The sequence below is a fragment of the Serratia sp. PF-27 genome (assembly GCF_030053255.1).
Classification (GTDB): Bacteria; Pseudomonadota; Gammaproteobacteria; order Enterobacterales; family Enterobacteriaceae; genus Serratia; species Serratia bockelmannii.
In genome coordinates, this window is sequence record NZ_JASGBT010000015.1 from 359195 (window position 1) to 374457 (window position 15263).

The window sequence follows — 15263 nt, forward strand, 5'->3', positions numbered from 1 at the left end:
ATTTTCCTAACGGTAGGGGCCGAGGCTCGCGGCAGGGGCGCTGTCGGCGATGAACTCGCCGGTGGCCGAGTTGCCGAAGACGGTGCTCTCTGTCGGCGCCTTTGCGCCGCCGAACAGCCATTTTACGTAGCCGGCGCCGTGTGAGGAGGCCGCCCAGCCTTGCAGCGGCAGCGTTTGACTGACGCCGATCTCCCCAACGGCGTGCCAGATCAGGCCGTCGATTGAATAACTGCCTTGCGCCTGGCGGCCATCGGCCCGAACCGTCAGCCTCAGCCAAATCGGCGTATTGCTGCTGACGACGGGCTTGCCGTTGACGCCATTTGGCAGACGGGCATCGATTTTTTCCGTACCGGCGCCGTTATCCCGCCGGTACTGCATGCGGATTTCGCGAGCAGCGGTTTGAAATATCGCGATATAGGCGGCGTCATCGGCGGTCGAGGCCCGCGCCATCACTCCGCCTTTGATAAAGCCGTCGGTATGTGACTGCGGGTTGGCGACGAAGGCGCTGAGCGTGCGTTCGGCGCCGATAGCGGACCGATCGAAACGAAAATAGCCGCTGTCGCGTTTATTCCAGATATCGCCGGAGTCGACCTTGATGGCGCAGAGTGCACCGGACTCGGTCAGATCCGGCGGCAGCGTGACGTCGATGCCGGTAAACGGATAGCCAGTCATCGGCAGATCGGTGCGCGCCCACCCGTCCCAATCGGCGTTGACCTTGTTGGTGGCCAGATGGTGCGCGCGACTGTTCCAGCCGGTTGCCCAACTGTTTGCGTCGTTCAGGCCGTAGGCGCGGCCGACAAAGCCGGCGGTAAACACCGCGTTCGCCAGGGCGGTGTGGGCGGCCGAGAGGTTGAACATTACGGCGCAGGCGTGTTGGTCGATTTGTTGCGCCTGGGTGATTTCCGGCGTGACGAACGCCAGCCGTTGATTGGCGGTGGCGCCGTTTTGCACATACTGATTGAGCACCGAATTCGGCGAGGCGAGATCGCCGGTGGTGCAGCCAACAATGAACTTGCCGCGCAGGGTGTCGAGCGACGGCCACCCATAGGCGGCGATCGCTGCTTGCAGATCGGTGCAGTCGCCGATCAGATCGGGTGGTCCCCAAATGTGTTCGCGCCCCAGGCGCTCGGCCAACAAACGATCGAGCGATTCGGGTGTTTGATCTCGGGCGGCGTTGAAGTCGTCTTTCAAATCCAGCCACAGGGTGACGACTTCGTGCTGCGGCACCGCGCGATGAAACGCCAACAGCGCGTCCAGTGCATCCGCCAAGGTGTTGACTGAGCTGACCTGATCGATGACCGCCAGATGATAAACGTACCAGTTGCCGTTTAACTGCGGCCAACCGGCGGCGTTATTACTGTTGTGGATATCGATCTCAAGGGAACGGATGCGCCAGTACAGCGCCTGAGCCGGGTAGCTTTCCGTGCGTTGATACGAGTTGTGGGTGCTCTTTTGCCGCACCTGATGGTAGCGAATCGTTGCATCATTCATGACGTTGCCTCTCATCAAGACGCAGGGACGGGACGCGCAGTCCCGCACCCTGCGTGGGTTATGCTTTGCCGTTGCTCCAGCCGGCGGGATCCAATACCAGCGCCGTTTGCAGCCCGATGCTGCCGGTCATCGCCGGGCTGTAGGCCTGTTGTCCATAGAAGGCCGTCGGCGGGGTTCCTGTCGCCGTGCCACCGCCGCTCGGCAGCAGCGGCGAGACGGCCTGCTTGGCCACCGCACCGCCGAGACTGCTGAAAGTTGGCAGGCTGAATTTCCCCAGGACGAAACTTTGCATTCCCCCGACCAGTGGCAGGTTGTAGTTGGGGATGCGGCTGACGAAGGCTGGCAACGGCACGATGCCCAGGCTACCGAAAGCGTTGTAGGCGTTGCTGACCTGGGTGAGCGAGGTCGGGCTGAAGGCCCAGCCGTTGCCGCCGGTCAGCTCGGCGAAACGCGCAGCCTGCTGGAAGGCGGCCGCACCGCCAACCCCTGCGGCGCCGCCACTGATCGCGCCGCCGACGGCACCGGTAACGGCGCCTTTCAGCAGCGACTGTTGCCAACTGCCGCTGTTGGCGACGCCAAAGGCGTCGTTGATGAAGAATTGGCTCACTCCCTGCGCCGCACCTACTGCCGCGCCTACGGTGGCTCCGACCCCTGCGCCGGCCGCCAGGCCCGCCGCAATGCCGCCGGCGGTGGTGGAAGCTGCCGCCGCCGCTGCCGACCCTGCGGCAAAGGCGCCGACTCCGCCGGCGGCGGACAGAGCCCCGGCGAGGGCTCCTATCCCTGCGCCGGCGAATACATAACCGGCTAGCGCGCCGCCGCGCAATCCGGACTGATAGCCGCTGTACAGGGCGACCCCGCCGCCCAGCACGGCGCCGACGGCGGCCCCGATCAGCAAGATGATAATGATTGGGGCGATCTCACCGGAAGGGTCGGTCTGATTAACCGGGTTGTTGCCGCAGTAGACGTAAGGGCCGCCATACTGGAATCTAGGATCGCAGGAGTAAAAGCGCCCCAATTGCGGATCGTAGAAGCGCGCCCGATAGTTATAGAGTCCCAAATCTTCGTCCAACTCCTGGCCGGTGTAGCGATAGCGCAGTAACGAGGACGTGCCGACGCCAGTCGGCAACGATTGGCCGAAGGGCATGTAGTCGAGCAATGCGTTGACCTGACCGTTTTCCGCCACTACGGCACGGATCGAACCTTGCTGATCCTTCAGCACGTACTGGGCCTCACCACCGTCGATGAGCAGCAGCAATCCGCCGACGCCATAGAGATATTGCGTCGTACGAGCGCCGAACTCCATCAGCGGCGCGTCGCTCAGGCCGTGTACGTAAGCGAGTTTGCTGCCGTCGGCGAACCGCTTTTGCACCCGCTGATTGATGCCGTTGTAGCACAGCGCAAGCTGGCGGCCGTCATCCAGTGCGATCGTTAACGGAAGATTATTCAGCGGGTTGTAATCGATACGCTGAATACCGCGACTGGCGGAGAGCGTGACGTTACCGACGACGTCATACTCGTAACGCTGCGCGACCGCATCATTGGCGAGCACGGCGGCGACTTTGCCGCTGTTCGGCTGATACTCGTAGCTGAAGAGGGTGTCTCCCTGTTGCAGCCGGAGGATGTTGCCGCCGGCGTCGAAGGTCAGCGGCGCGCCGACGCCGAGGCTGTAGGCGGAAGTGACGCTGTGCTCGGCGACCGTCAATTGGCCGCGCGGATCGTAACGATAGCGATAAGCGAAGCTGTTTTCGGGCCTGACCGCATTGTCGTGCACTACGCCGGCGATATTGCCGTTGAAGTAACCGGCGCCCTCGTAGCCGCCGTCGGTGTAGCTGAAGCGATGTTTCAACAGCGGTGCGCCGTCGGCATAGTGGTTGTTGATTTCATTCAACCAGCCGGGAGAGTTATAACTCATGGTGCGCCGCAGCGCCCGCTCCCCCTGTGAATTCAGCTGCTCTTCAGCCAGGCTGCCGTCGGCATGGTAACGGTAGCGAACGAACTTCTCCGGATCGTCCGGCGTGCCGATGGCGGCGGTTTGTCCCATGTCGTTATAGCGATAGGCCACGCTGGCGAGCGGCGCGCCGGCGGGATAATCGATGCGGATGACGTTGCCGAGATTGTCGTAGGCATAGCCCGTGATGTAATCGCCAGCGTCCGGCAGACGCAGTTGCGACAGGGTCGCATTGCCTCCCGTATCGTAGCCATAACAGTTTTCGACGCAGAGTCCGTCAGCGGCGCGACGGTACATTTTCCACAGGCGGCCGCGCAGAGTCGGCTCGTCGCCTTCGCCGTCATAGACGTTTTGCGTTTGCCAGTCATCATGGTGCGGGTAGTGCGGATCGTTATCGGCGATCGCCTGCAGCGCCGAACCGTCACCCCAGGCTTGCGCCACTTCGCCATCCTCGCTCAGGCGCCCCAGAACGTCATATTTTTTATACAACACGCGGTCTTTCGCGCGGCTCAGCGGCGTTGAGCTGAAACGCAGACGTCCGGCAGGATCGTAGATATACGTCGTTTCTCCGGCATCCGGCGTGACGCGTGCAGCGAGCTGACACAGGAAGTTGTAGCGATTGTGGCTGATGAAGGCGTCATCCGCCGGGGAAGACGACGGGTGGCGAACCTGCACGATATTGCCCGCCGCGTCGAAGATCTGTTGGACAGCGTCGCGAACAACGCCGCCGGCCTCGGTCTGCTTGCTCAGCGTCTGGCCACGGCGATCGTTGAGTGACAGCACGCCGGTGCCATCGGCATCGTACAGGGCGCTCACCCGCAATTCTCCAGGGCGACAGGCGATACCTGCCACCTGCGTGTGATCGGTGACGGCGTAAATGAACCTCGTAATATGCGGGTTGTCGCCGGTAATGGCGAAGATTTTGCCTGGCATGCCTTTGGCCACCGGGCGTTTCAGCGAGGAAGCCTCATAACGGGTGCCGCTATAGGGGTAACCTTCGTCCTGCGGGTAATAATCACTCACTTCACCGGTCATCACGCCGTTTGCGGCGTCCAGTGTGCGGACAAAGGCCGCCCGGTAGCCGAACAACGTGCGTTCAAAGGCGGCGATCTTGGTTTCGGCAACCGTATTGCCCAGCGCGTCGTACAGCGTTTCACGCACCAGGCATCGTCCTTCGTTCAGCACCTGGTGCTGCGTTTCCTGCCGGTTGGCGTTTTTATACGTGATGGCCAGCTGCGGCGAACGGAAGGTAACCGCATTGGCAAAATAGATTTCCCCCTGTGCCTGCAGGCTGAATTCGCCGTCGATCCTTGCATCGGTCTGAAGGGCGAAAACCTGACGACCGTCGGCATATAACAGAACGGCATCGTCGCCCGGTACCAGCAGCACCGAGGTGGGCAGGCAGCCGTTGGTCGCGTCGTCAGTATAGGTGTTGCCCGCCAGCGTCAGCCGCCATCCCGCGATGGCGTCCCACTGGGCGCTCAGACTGTCGCCGATCGTCAGGCCGAAGGCGAGGTTCTGCGTCGCCGGCGACGAAAGGGTGAAGCCCACCGCGTAGCGGCCGGCGGTGGCCAACCAACGCAGGCGGTTGAGCGTCGTACCGCAATGCAGTAGCCGGCCCTGGCTGAGACGCCAGGCGCTGTCGTCGTCGCGCCGCCAGCGCGTCCAGGTTTGTTCGCCCTGCGTGAAGGTTTCGTATTGCCCGCCGTCGGCGGCCAGAATTTCGCAGCTGCTGGCGGGATCGTGCTGCGGGTAGCTGAATGGCAGCGTGTCGTGCCAACTGCGTGGCGCATAGTTCACCACGCCTTTCTTGCTTTCACCTTGTGGCCCGGTCTCAACGAACTTTTGCCGCAGCGGATCGTAGCCGCAGCGCAGTACATCGGCGTTGTTACCCATAACGGCGATCTCATCCAGATACAGCGGATCGTAGCAGCGGGCCTCCATCTTGCTGGCCAACGGCGTGACGCTGACGGTGTTGAACAGCACATAGCCGACCGTTTTTTGGTTGTCGAAGGCGAGCGCGAGCGGACGCTCCGGATCGCCGCTATAGGGGATGATGCTTTGCCAGTAAACCCAAGCGCCTTCTGCCGTGGGGACGATCGGCGTGGTGTGCGGCGCGGCGTTGCCACTACGGCTGATCAAGTTTGCCGCACCGGGCGCCGCGTTGAAACCGGGCGAGGTTTTGAGCCAGGCGGAGACAACGACCGGCTGCGTTTGCCGCAGCGGCGCCGTTCGGGTCAGGGTCGCACCGACGCCGAGTTTGAGGCTGCGGCTGCCGACATAGGCGTCGTCGTCGACGATCGCCGTATCGCCGTCGAGCCGCCAGGGATCGGTGCTGTGTTGATAGGGTTCGAAACCGATGAAATCGCACTCATCCGCCGCGCCGCTGACGAACGCCGCCACCGGCAGGATCTGGTTGTTGTCCCACAGCGTGCTTTCGACCTGGCTTTCGCTGTTTTTCTGGGAGAGGATCGCACCATAGAATGTTCTGGCCAGTATTGTGCCTACCGGCAACCACGCGTCACCCGGATCGCTTGCCAGCGCCGGCGGGCTGGGGGGCTGGGCGCCAATCGCGGCTTGCAGCACATAGGCTTGCGTGGCGGCCCACACTGTCGGCGCAGCTTCATCGGCAAGCGGCTGTTGCCGTTGCAGAGCGCCGTAGCGTTGCAGACTGCCGGCGTAGATTGGCAGCGCCTCTCCCAGCGCCGCGCTCCCCGCTGCGTCGAATTGGCTGAAGGGCGCGTCGATCGCATTTTTCAGTAAGAACCAGGGATAGGCTTCGAACGCATAGCCGTAGAGTTTGGCAACGCCCTGCGTTTCTCCGGTGGCGGTCACATTGTCAAAGCGCTCGCGGATCAATTTGCCGAAGCGTGAGTCATAGCGATAATCGGTACGTATCGCCAGGCCATCATTAAGGCTGTTGTCGGCGATGCAGCGTGTATAACCGCCGAACAGCGGTCGCTCGACGCCGTCGATCGCTACGGAGGTGAAGGCCATCAGGTTTTTTTGTTCGTGAACCAACAGATTGCCGTCGGCGTCAAACACCTTTTGCTCGATCAATTGGCCGTCCAACAGCCCGGATGACGCTTGATCTGCAGCGCGAACTCGCTCGCCGACCTGCGGATCCTGGCGCGTCAGGCCATTGAAGTAATAGTTCTCGCGATAGCCGAAGCGCGGCGCGGACATGCTCTCGCTGCCGGGATAGCTGGCACTCTTGTAGTACTTGAAGACCGCGCCGGTAGGGTCGCAGGTCGCTGTCGCAATGTCGAACACGTAGCAGGTGGTGCTGACGGCGTAGCCGTCATCGATGCTGACCGTGTCGACGCAGTAATCCACCAGTGCGCCTTGCAGCGTGTTGTCGAGGTAGCGATTCAGCGTCAGGCTTTCCGCATTATCGAAGTCTTTGTTCAGCGGTAGATAGGTAACGAACGCGGACAGGCCGGCGGGATATTGGCCGTTGATATTGGGTTTGACCATGCCGGAGACGCCAATCTGCGTGAAATAACGTTGCGTGAGCGTGTCATCGCCGGCGAAGGCCTGATTGCGGAAGGTTTTCACGGTGGTGTTTTTGGCTGCCGTGCCGTCCAGGTTCAGATAAGAGATAAAGCGCGGTCCCTGATTGATCATGGTGGTGCTGTCTATCGCGTAGGGCACTTCGGCATATCCGGCTGCCGCGTCCAACCAATTACACCAGGAACCGCGGTGATAGACGCGGTTGCCCATGGTGGCGATATCCGCGCCTGCCGTCGGGAAGTAGTGTCTTTTTCTTTCCGAAGTCGGATCGTCACGGGTATAGAGATCGCGCGCCGCATCGTTCCAGGCGGTGATTTGTCGGTTGGGATCGTAGGCTACCATGCGCGCCTGAGCCGCGAATTCGCGGTTGCTGACGGCGATTGCGTAATCGGCGCCGTAGGCGAACCAGTTGATGTCCTGATCGCTGCAGGTACTGCGTAACAGCAGGCTGTCGTTACGCAGCCAGTCTGCGCCGTTATAGCGCAGCAGATAGGGGCCGGACGCAATCATGGCGTTGTTGACGAATTTTGCCAGGAACGGAATGGTGAGGGTTTGCGACGGCGCGCTTTTCGGCAGGCGGCAGGGAAAGTCAGTGCTGGTCATGGCGCCGAATGCCGCGTCCCATCCGATGACCTTGACGGTGTAATCAACGCTGAGCGAAACCTCCTGCGTGATGTAGGTCAGCGCGATAAACGAGGCGCCGGCGGCAAAACCGAAACGGGTGGCCGACGCATCGCCGCCGAGGGTGAACACCAGCGGGAGTGAGGCGCCGTTTTGCCATTGTTCTTGGCTATCCTGATAATAAAGCGCCAGCCGATTACGGTGTTCGCCGCCGGTGAGGGGGGCATAATCCAGGACGGCGTAATAGCCGTTGGCCGCCGCGATGTAGGGGCGGGCGGTGGCGTTGAGATCGCCAGACCTATCGGCGATCGCCCACCGTTTGGTGAAGTTATCCCAGGTGTAGCGCAGCAGCGTCCGTTGATCCTTGTCGCAGACCACAAAAAAGTTGTCGCCGGCGGCCAGCTGCAGTTGGGTGGTGTTGGCGGCGATTGGCGCGCTGTCGAACCACTCGCCCCATTTGCGGTTATCCTTGTGATAGACATGCGCATAGGATTTGCCGCTCTGCGGGGTGGCATAGGTCAGGCAGGCGAAATCACCGGCAGTGATGACGTTGACACTGTTGATGTCGAAAGCGGCCTTGATCGTTTGCTGCTCGGGAGCCCAGCATTGCCAGCGCCCAAGCCAGGTGTAAAACATGACGTGGATTTGGTCGCTCGACTCGTTAAGCCACAGGCAGACCGCGTAATCGCCGCCGAACCATACGCGCGGTTTGGCGCTGCGCGGCCAGGGACTGACGATCTGCCGCTGGCGATCGCACAGCGGCAGCGTTTGTTGCTTATACCGGTAGGCGATTTTCGCACCGTCCGGCGTGACGGCGCCACTGAGCGCGCCGGCATTGACCGTACCCGCCGGCCAGTAGCTGAACTGCATCTGCGGCAGCGCACAATTTTCCGCATAGCGCCGCTGGACGCCGGTGAGCGTGCGTTTGACGGTATCACCGTAAAGCGGATCGCTTTGCGGGTAACCGCTGAAATTACTCTGCGTGTCATAGCTCAGCTGCACCGCATAGAGCAATGTGCCCTGCGAGTTTTTGACGACGATGTTGTCCAGATAGCGCGTTTCGTAGCGATCCTGATAGGCTGAAGCGGCGTTGCCGGGGGCCTTGCTGTAGGGGGTATCCCAATGCGGAGACAGGTATTCCCGTGGGCCTGCGGGCGACTGCGTGTCGTACCGCTTCTCCTGATAGCCAAAATCGACGGTGCGATCGAACATGTCGGTGATGCGCGTCAGGTAGCAGGCTTTGGTAAAACTTAAGCCTCGTTCGCCAACCGGCTGTTCAACGGCCTCGTAATGGAAGGCGATCCGATCGCCCCACAGGCTTTCCACCTGCGCCAGATTCCAGATTGCCGCAAAGCGAGACTGCAAGGCATCGCCCTGGGGCGAGTGGGTCAAAGCGGATTGTCCCGACCAGTTGCCCCAGCGCACTTTCCATTGAATGCTCTGATCATCCTGCGCGTTGCCGCCGTAGAAGTAGCTGACCCCGTTGTCCTTGACCAGCTCCCAGCGTTCGAACTGCGGATAATACAGGACCTTGCTGAAATCATAGTGGAAGCACTCAAACGCTTCACCGCCGGAGAAGACGGCGAGTTCGGCGTCCTGGCGCAGCACGTTGAAGGTGCGCTGATAGACTGGGTCGATAATTTCCCATTGTCGATCGTCGAACCGCGTGACGACCTGAGCATGGCAACCCAACTGCAGGCCGGCGGCGATGAAAGCGGATTGGATTTCGGTGTCCACTTTGCCGCTATTGAGCGCGGTGGTGGCGGCGATTGGTAATTTCGCTCTCAGCCAATCGTTGGGCGCGCGAATTAATTCTGATGAGGCGTTGTTGGTATAAATTCGATAAAGGTTGTCACCGGGTGTTGCATTATCCCGGTGATCGACTTCAATGCGTTCGAAAGGCAATTGCCAGCCTAACCCCATAATTCCGGTTGGTGCGCTAACATTTGCTTGATAAATTTCATTTTTGATGTTGCTGCCATAAAATGCAGTGACTTTGACGTCGAGTTGATTCCTTCCGGTTAACGCAACCAAATCAAGCGATAAATTCACATCGCCGCGAAACAGATTGACGCTGTCTTCGAATATGTTTTTTTCATTGCTTTCGAATTGGCTTGGCCGTACTGGCGGGATCTGACCGTTGGTTTTGTCACTCATTTTTAAATACCCTCATCGATAAAGCGCAGGGAAACAAAATGGCTTTCAATCGCCAGGGGCGATTGAAAGCCAGGCGATGCGCCTCTGCGCCCAAACGGCGGGCCAGCGGCCGCTCAACGTCTCAGGATTCGCATTCGGCGATCACCAGCACTCTTACCGTACCTGAGGTTTTATTGTTGGATTTGTCCTCCATAAAGCAGGTGGCGGACACCGTGACACTGCTGCCGCTGAGGCCGGCGATCGCGCTGGAGACGTCGATTGTTTTCAGGTGGTGGTCGGTGTTGCCGTAAGAAACGTTAAACCCCTGAACGGCGACGGAAGCATTAATCACCCGTGAACCAAAATCCAAACTTTGAGTGGAGCCGGAACTGACGCTAATAACTTTAAATTGTGTCGTCGACATATATAACCTCGAATTTTTAGACAGCTGTGGGTAGCGCCGCTAAAAATAGCGGCGATGAAAAATAGAAGGTGAAGAAAAGTCTTATCAGAGATAAACAGCATAGTTAAAACTAGGGGAGGTAATTGATTCTGTCAATGCAAGTATAAATAAAATTAAACCATTTCAAAATCATGATGATAAATAAAATAACTTTTTTATCAATGATATTAAGCGTGTTAATTATAATCTTATTCAGTCGTTATTGAACTAAGGGTATTTCTGTGACAGGTGATGTTACATTAATTAGAGAGCGTTGTTTTTATTGTGTTAAGTGAATGGCACTCATGCTTCTGCAATGCCGTGCAATTAATTCAATAAAAAAAATTTCTCTGCTATATTTTAAAGCTAACCGTTTAGCGGAAAAAGAGAATGTGAATTGTCGCCCTGGGTGACAGTAACGACCGTGATCAAGACCGTTTTTATAATCCGGCTGGAGGAATACAGCATGAAAGCTGCCGTAGTGACGAAAAACCATACCGTAGACATTCAGGATAAAGTGCTGCGCCCGCTGAAGCACGGCGAGGCGGCGTTAAAAATGGAGTGTTGCGGGGTGTGCCACACCGACTTGCACGTGAAAAACGGCGATTTCGGCGAGGTGCCGGGCATTACGTTGGGACATGAGGGTATCGGTGTGGTCTCCGCCGTCGGTGAGGGCGTTACCTCGTTAAAAGTGGGTGACCGCGCTAGCGTCGCCTGGTTTTACCAGGGTTGCGGCCATTGCGAATATTGCGTCAGCGGCAACGAAACCCTGTGCCGCTCGGTGAAAAATGCCGGCTACAGCGTTGACGGCGGCATGGCGGAAGAGTGCATCGTGGTGGCGGACTACGCGGTGAAAGTGCCGGACGGGCTCGATTCTTTCGCCGCCAGCAGTATCACCTGCGCCGGGGTCACCACCTACAAGGCGGTGAAAATTTCCGATATCAAGCCGGGGCAGTGGATCGCCATCTATGGCCTGGGCGGGCTGGGCAACCTGGCGTTGCAGTACGCCAAAAACGTGTTTAACGCCAAAGTGATTGCCATCGACGTCAACGACGGCCAGTTGGAGTTCGCCAAACAGATTGGCGCCGATCTGACCATCAACTCCAAAACGCAAAATGCGGAGGAGATCATTCAGCAGCAAACCGGCGGCGCTCACGCGGCGGTGGTGACGGCGGTAGCGAAAGCCGCCTTCAATTCGGCGGTCAATGCGGTGCGCGCCGGCGGTAAAGTGGTGGCCGTGGGGCTGCCGCCGGAGAGCATGGATCTGAGCATTCCGCGCCTGGTGCTGGACGGCATTCAGGTGGTGGGGTCGCTGGTCGGCACACGCGAAGATCTGAAAGAGGCGTTCCAGTTCGCTGCCGAAGGCAAAGTGACGCCGAAAGTGACCAAACGGCCATTGGGCGATATCAACGCCATCTTCGACGAGATGAAGGCGGGCACCATTCGCGGTCGCATGGTGATCGATCTCGGCATGGCGAAATAAGCATCGCTAAAAAAGGCCACCCGCGGGTGGCCTTCTTGTCGCTATGCCCGGCTCAGAACAGGCCCAGCGGTTTGGCGTCGTAGCTGACCAGCAGGTTTTTCACCTGTTGATAGTGCGACAGCGCCGCCTTGTGGGTTTCGCGCCCGATACCGGAGTTCTTGTAGCCGCCGAACGCGGCGTGCGCCGGGTACAGGTGGTAGCAGTTGGTCCACACGCGGCCGGCCTTGATCGCGCGTCCCATGCGGTAGGCGCGGTTGATGTCGCGGGTCCAGAGCCCGGCGCCCAGTCCGAACTCGGTGTCGTTGGCCAACGCTAGAGCTTCGGCCTCATCCTTGAAGGTGGTGACGCCAATCACCGGCCCGAAGATTTCCTCACGGAAGAAACGCATACTGTTGTTGCCGGTAATCAGCGTCGGCTGCAGGTAGAAACCGTTTTGCACTTCGTCGCCGCGCTGAGCGGGTTCGCCGCCCGCAACGATTTTGCCTCCCTCGTTTTTAGCGATGTCGATGTACGACAGGATCTTGTCATACTGCTGTTTTGACGCCTGGGCACCGATCATGGTCTCGGTGTCGAAGGGATCGCCCTGGCGGATGGTGGCGATGCGTGCCAGCACTTTCTCCATAAACTGCGGGTAGATGGATTCCTGGATCAACGCGCGTGAAGGGCAGGTGCACACCTCCCCCTGATTGAAGAAGCCCAGCACCAGCCCCTCAACCGCCTTGTCGATAAACTCCGGCTCCGCCTGCATGATGTCTTCAAAATAAATGTTCGGCGATTTGCCGCCCAGCTCGACGGTGCTGGGGATGATGTTCTCCGCCGCACAGGCGAGGATGTGGCGGCCGACCGGCGTGGAGCCGGTGAAGGCGATTTTTTCGATGCGTTTGCTGCGCGCCAGCGCTTCGCCGGCCTCGGCGCCGAAGCCTTGCACCACGTTGAGCACCCCCGGCGGCAGCAGATCGCCGATCTCTTCCATCAGCACGCTGATGCCGAGCGGCGTCTGTTCCGCCGGTTTCAGCACCACGCAGTTACCGCCCGCCAGCGCCGGCGCCAGTTTCCAGGCGGCCATCAGCAGCGGGAAGTTCCACGGTATGATCTGACCGACTACGCCCAGCGGTTCATAGATATGGTAGGCCACGGTATTTTGGTCGATCTCCGCCGCAGTGCCTTCCTGCGCGCGCAGGCAGCCGGCGAAGTAGCGGAAATGGTCGACCGCCAGCGGCAAATCGGCATTCAGGGTTTCGCGGATCGGTTTGCCGTTGTCCCAGGTTTCGGTCAGCGCCAGCATCTCCAGCCGCGACTCGATGCGATCGGCGATCGCCAGCAGCACGTTGGCGCGTTCTTGCACGCTGGTTTTGCCCCAGGCGTCCGCCGCCGCATGCGCCGCGTCGAGCGCCAGTTCGATGTCTTTGGCGTCGGAACGTGGGAATTCGGCGATCGGCTGGCCGGTCACCGGCGAGGTGTTGGTGAAGTAGTTGCCGGATACCGGTTCGACGAATTTACCGCCAATGTAGTTGCCATAGCGTTTGCGGAACGAAACCAGCGAGCCAGGCAAACCGGGGTGGACATATTTCATGTGAAGCACCTCTCTGCAGATGATAACCGGCGCTATTGGGCTGCGCCTGTGAGTGCGGCATGTCGCCGCAGCACGGAGAAGCACGGCCCGTGCCAGATTGATGAATGGCGAAGATGATCGTTAAAAGATCTTATTTATTAACGCGTTAAAAATTGATATGACGTGACGAATCATGCGGTACCGCCGCTGGCGATGGGTTTTTGTGTTCCGTGTCGCAACGCCTGATACACATCTGTGATACATATTTGCAACACTCGTAAACGGGGGGAGAAACGCATGTTGCCTGATGACCGCTTGCCCACCGAGGGCGCCAGTTTGTTGACCCGCCCGCTGGCGGAATCCTGGCAGCGCAGCCGGGGCTACGGCCTGACGCGCGCCGATCAACATATCCCTTTTATCAAAGCCGGATTACTCGAAGAGCTACGCAGCCGCAATGACTGGGTGCCGCAACGGGTACAGCCGCTGATCGAGCAGCTGGGCGCGCAAATTACGCGCCAGCCCGCCATCGTGGTGATCGCCGACGCCGACGGACTGGTGCTGGAAACCCGCGGCAATACCGACTTTCTGCACAAGGCGTCGCGCTTTGCGCTGGCGCCGGGCAACCCGTGGGGCGAAGCGGATCGGGGTACCAATGCCATCGGCACCGCGCTGGCACTCGGCGCGTTCTGCGAAGTGCGCGGCGACCAGCATTTCCTCAACCAAAATGCCGGTTTGAACTGCACTGCCGCACCGATCTATCGGCCGGATGGCCGCATTGCCGGCATACTGGATCTCTCCGCCCCCGCGCAGCGCCCGTACCGTGATGCACAGCGCCTGATCATGCAGGCGGTGCGGCATATCGAACACCGCTGGGTCAGAAGCGCGATCGCCGACCGTCACTGGACGCTGCGCCTGCACGCCAACGCCGGGAGCCTGGGCAGCGCGCAGGAGCTGCTGCTGGTGTTTCACGACGAAGTGCTGGTCGCCGCCAATCGGCTGGCGATGCTGGAGTTCCGGCTTTCACCGGCCGCATTAGGCTCGGTTGAGTTTGCCCAGCTGTTTCCCGACCTGCTGCGACAGCCCTCCGGCGCACCGCACCAGACGCTGGCCGGCAATCAACGGCATTATTATTCGCTGCTCGAGGCGCCGCAGCGCCGCGTTAGCGCCCTGCGTTCGGTTCCGCCGCCGGCGGAACGGCATGACGAACAGCATCAGAAGGCGCTACGCATTCTCAATGCCGGCCTTTCGCTGTGCGTGACCGGCGAAACCGGCTGCGGTAAAGAGCATTTCAGCCGACGCTTGTTTCAACAGAGCCGCTGGCGCAACGGCAACTTCGTGGCGATCAACTGCGCGGCGCTGCCTGAGCCGCTTATCGAATCCGAACTGTTCGGTTATGCGCCGGGGGCGTTTACCGGCGCCAACCCGAAAGGGTATATCGGCAAGATCCGCGAGGCGGACGGCGGCGTGCTGTTCCTCGATGAAATCGGCGACATGCCGGCGGGCCTGCAAACGCGCCTGCTGCGGGTGTTACAGGAAAAAACGGTCACGCCGCTCGGTAGCCGCAGCGCTTATCCGGTCGATTTCGCGCTGGTGTGCGCCACGCACCACGATCTGCATCGGCAGGTAGAGGCGGGGGCGTTTCGTGAGGATTTGCTGTACCGCATACAGGAATACAGCCTGTGCATCCCGCCGCTCAGAGAGCGGGCGCAGCTGGAGACCTTCATTTTGCAGTTGTGGCGTGAGCTGGGCGGCGAGCGGCGCGACATTCGCCTGTTGCCGGAGGCGCTGGCGATGCTGGCGCGCTATCCATGGCCCGGCAACGTGCGGCAGCTGTTGAGTACGCTCAAGGTGCTGCTGGCATTGGCGGACGATCATGCGGTGCTCACCCTGGACGATCTGCCTCAGTCCATCGCGGTGCTGGCGCCGCGTCAGGAGAACGCCGATACCGGCCAGGCGGATCTGCAGACGGCGATCGACAGGGCGGGCGGCAATCTCAGCCGGGCGGCGAAGGCGCTGGGCGTTTCGCGCAGCACGCTGTACCGCAAGTTGTGGAGGCAGAAAGCGGTGGCGGAATGAA

Annotated in this window: 6 protein-coding genes; 2 read left to right on the forward strand and 4 right to left on the reverse strand. The window is 60.1% G+C overall.

Annotated elements, in window-relative coordinates; genetic code table 11:
* Positions 1-6 precede the first annotated feature (6 nt).
* The 3 genes from QMZ29_RS06685 to QMZ29_RS06695 form a co-directional block, all read right to left on the reverse strand.
* On the reverse strand, positions 7-1491 hold the full coding sequence (locus tag QMZ29_RS06685; protein ID WP_282980749.1) for a Ca2+-dependent phosphoinositide-specific phospholipase C: 1485 nt from the start codon (positions 1489-1491) through the stop codon (positions 7-9).
* Positions 1492-1549: 58 nt separating this feature from the next.
* Positions 1550-9496: an RHS repeat domain-containing protein gene (locus QMZ29_RS06690; protein ID WP_282994141.1), complete on the reverse strand. Its 7947-nt coding sequence runs from the start codon at positions 9494-9496 to the stop codon at positions 1550-1552.
* A gap of 355 nt (positions 9497-9851) precedes the next feature.
* A complete protein-coding gene (locus tag QMZ29_RS06695) occupies positions 9852-10061 on the reverse strand; it encodes a hypothetical protein (protein ID WP_049207659.1) in 210 nt (69 codons plus the stop codon).
* A gap of 556 nt (positions 10062-10617) precedes the next feature.
* Between QMZ29_RS06695 and adhP the strand changes: the two genes are divergently transcribed.
* Positions 10618-11634 carry an alcohol dehydrogenase AdhP gene (adhP, locus tag QMZ29_RS06700; protein ID WP_004928541.1) on the forward strand — a complete coding sequence of 339 codons (1017 nt, stop codon included), beginning with the start codon at positions 10618-10620 and terminating at the stop codon, positions 11632-11634.
* Between the two features lie 52 nt (positions 11635-11686).
* Here the strand turns inward: adhP and exaC are convergent, their stop codons facing one another.
* Positions 11687-13207 carry an acetaldehyde dehydrogenase ExaC gene (gene exaC, locus QMZ29_RS06705; protein ID WP_060447184.1) on the reverse strand — a complete coding sequence of 507 codons (1521 nt, stop codon included), beginning with the start codon at positions 13205-13207 and terminating at the stop codon, positions 11687-11689.
* A 276-nt stretch (positions 13208-13483) separates the two neighbouring features.
* Here exaC and QMZ29_RS06710 point away from each other — a divergent pair, with 276 nt between their 5' ends.
* A complete protein-coding gene (locus QMZ29_RS06710; RefSeq protein WP_261424416.1) occupies positions 13484-15262 on the forward strand; it encodes a sigma-54-dependent Fis family transcriptional regulator in 1779 nt (592 codons plus the stop codon).
* The last annotated feature ends 1 nt before the right edge of the window (position 15263 follow it).

Bases quoted from the DNA above. Each gene is read 5' to 3' on its own strand.
- QMZ29_RS06685 (WP_282980749.1), bottom strand. From the start codon at position 1,491: ATGAATGATGCAACGATTCGCTACCATCAGGTGCGGCAAAAGAGCACC.
- QMZ29_RS06690 (WP_282994141.1), bottom strand. From the start codon at position 9,496: ATGGGGTTAGGCTGGCAATTGCCTTTCGAACGCATTGAAGTCGATCAC.
- adhP (WP_004928541.1), top strand. From the start codon at position 10,618: ATGAAAGCTGCCGTAGTGACGAAAAACCATACCGTAGACATTCAGGAT.
- exaC (WP_060447184.1), bottom strand. From the start codon at position 13,207: ATGAAATATGTCCACCCCGGTTTGCCTGGCTCGCTGGTTTCGTTCCGC.
- QMZ29_RS06710 (WP_261424416.1), top strand. From the start codon at position 13,484: ATGTTGCCTGATGACCGCTTGCCCACCGAGGGCGCCAGTTTGTTGACC.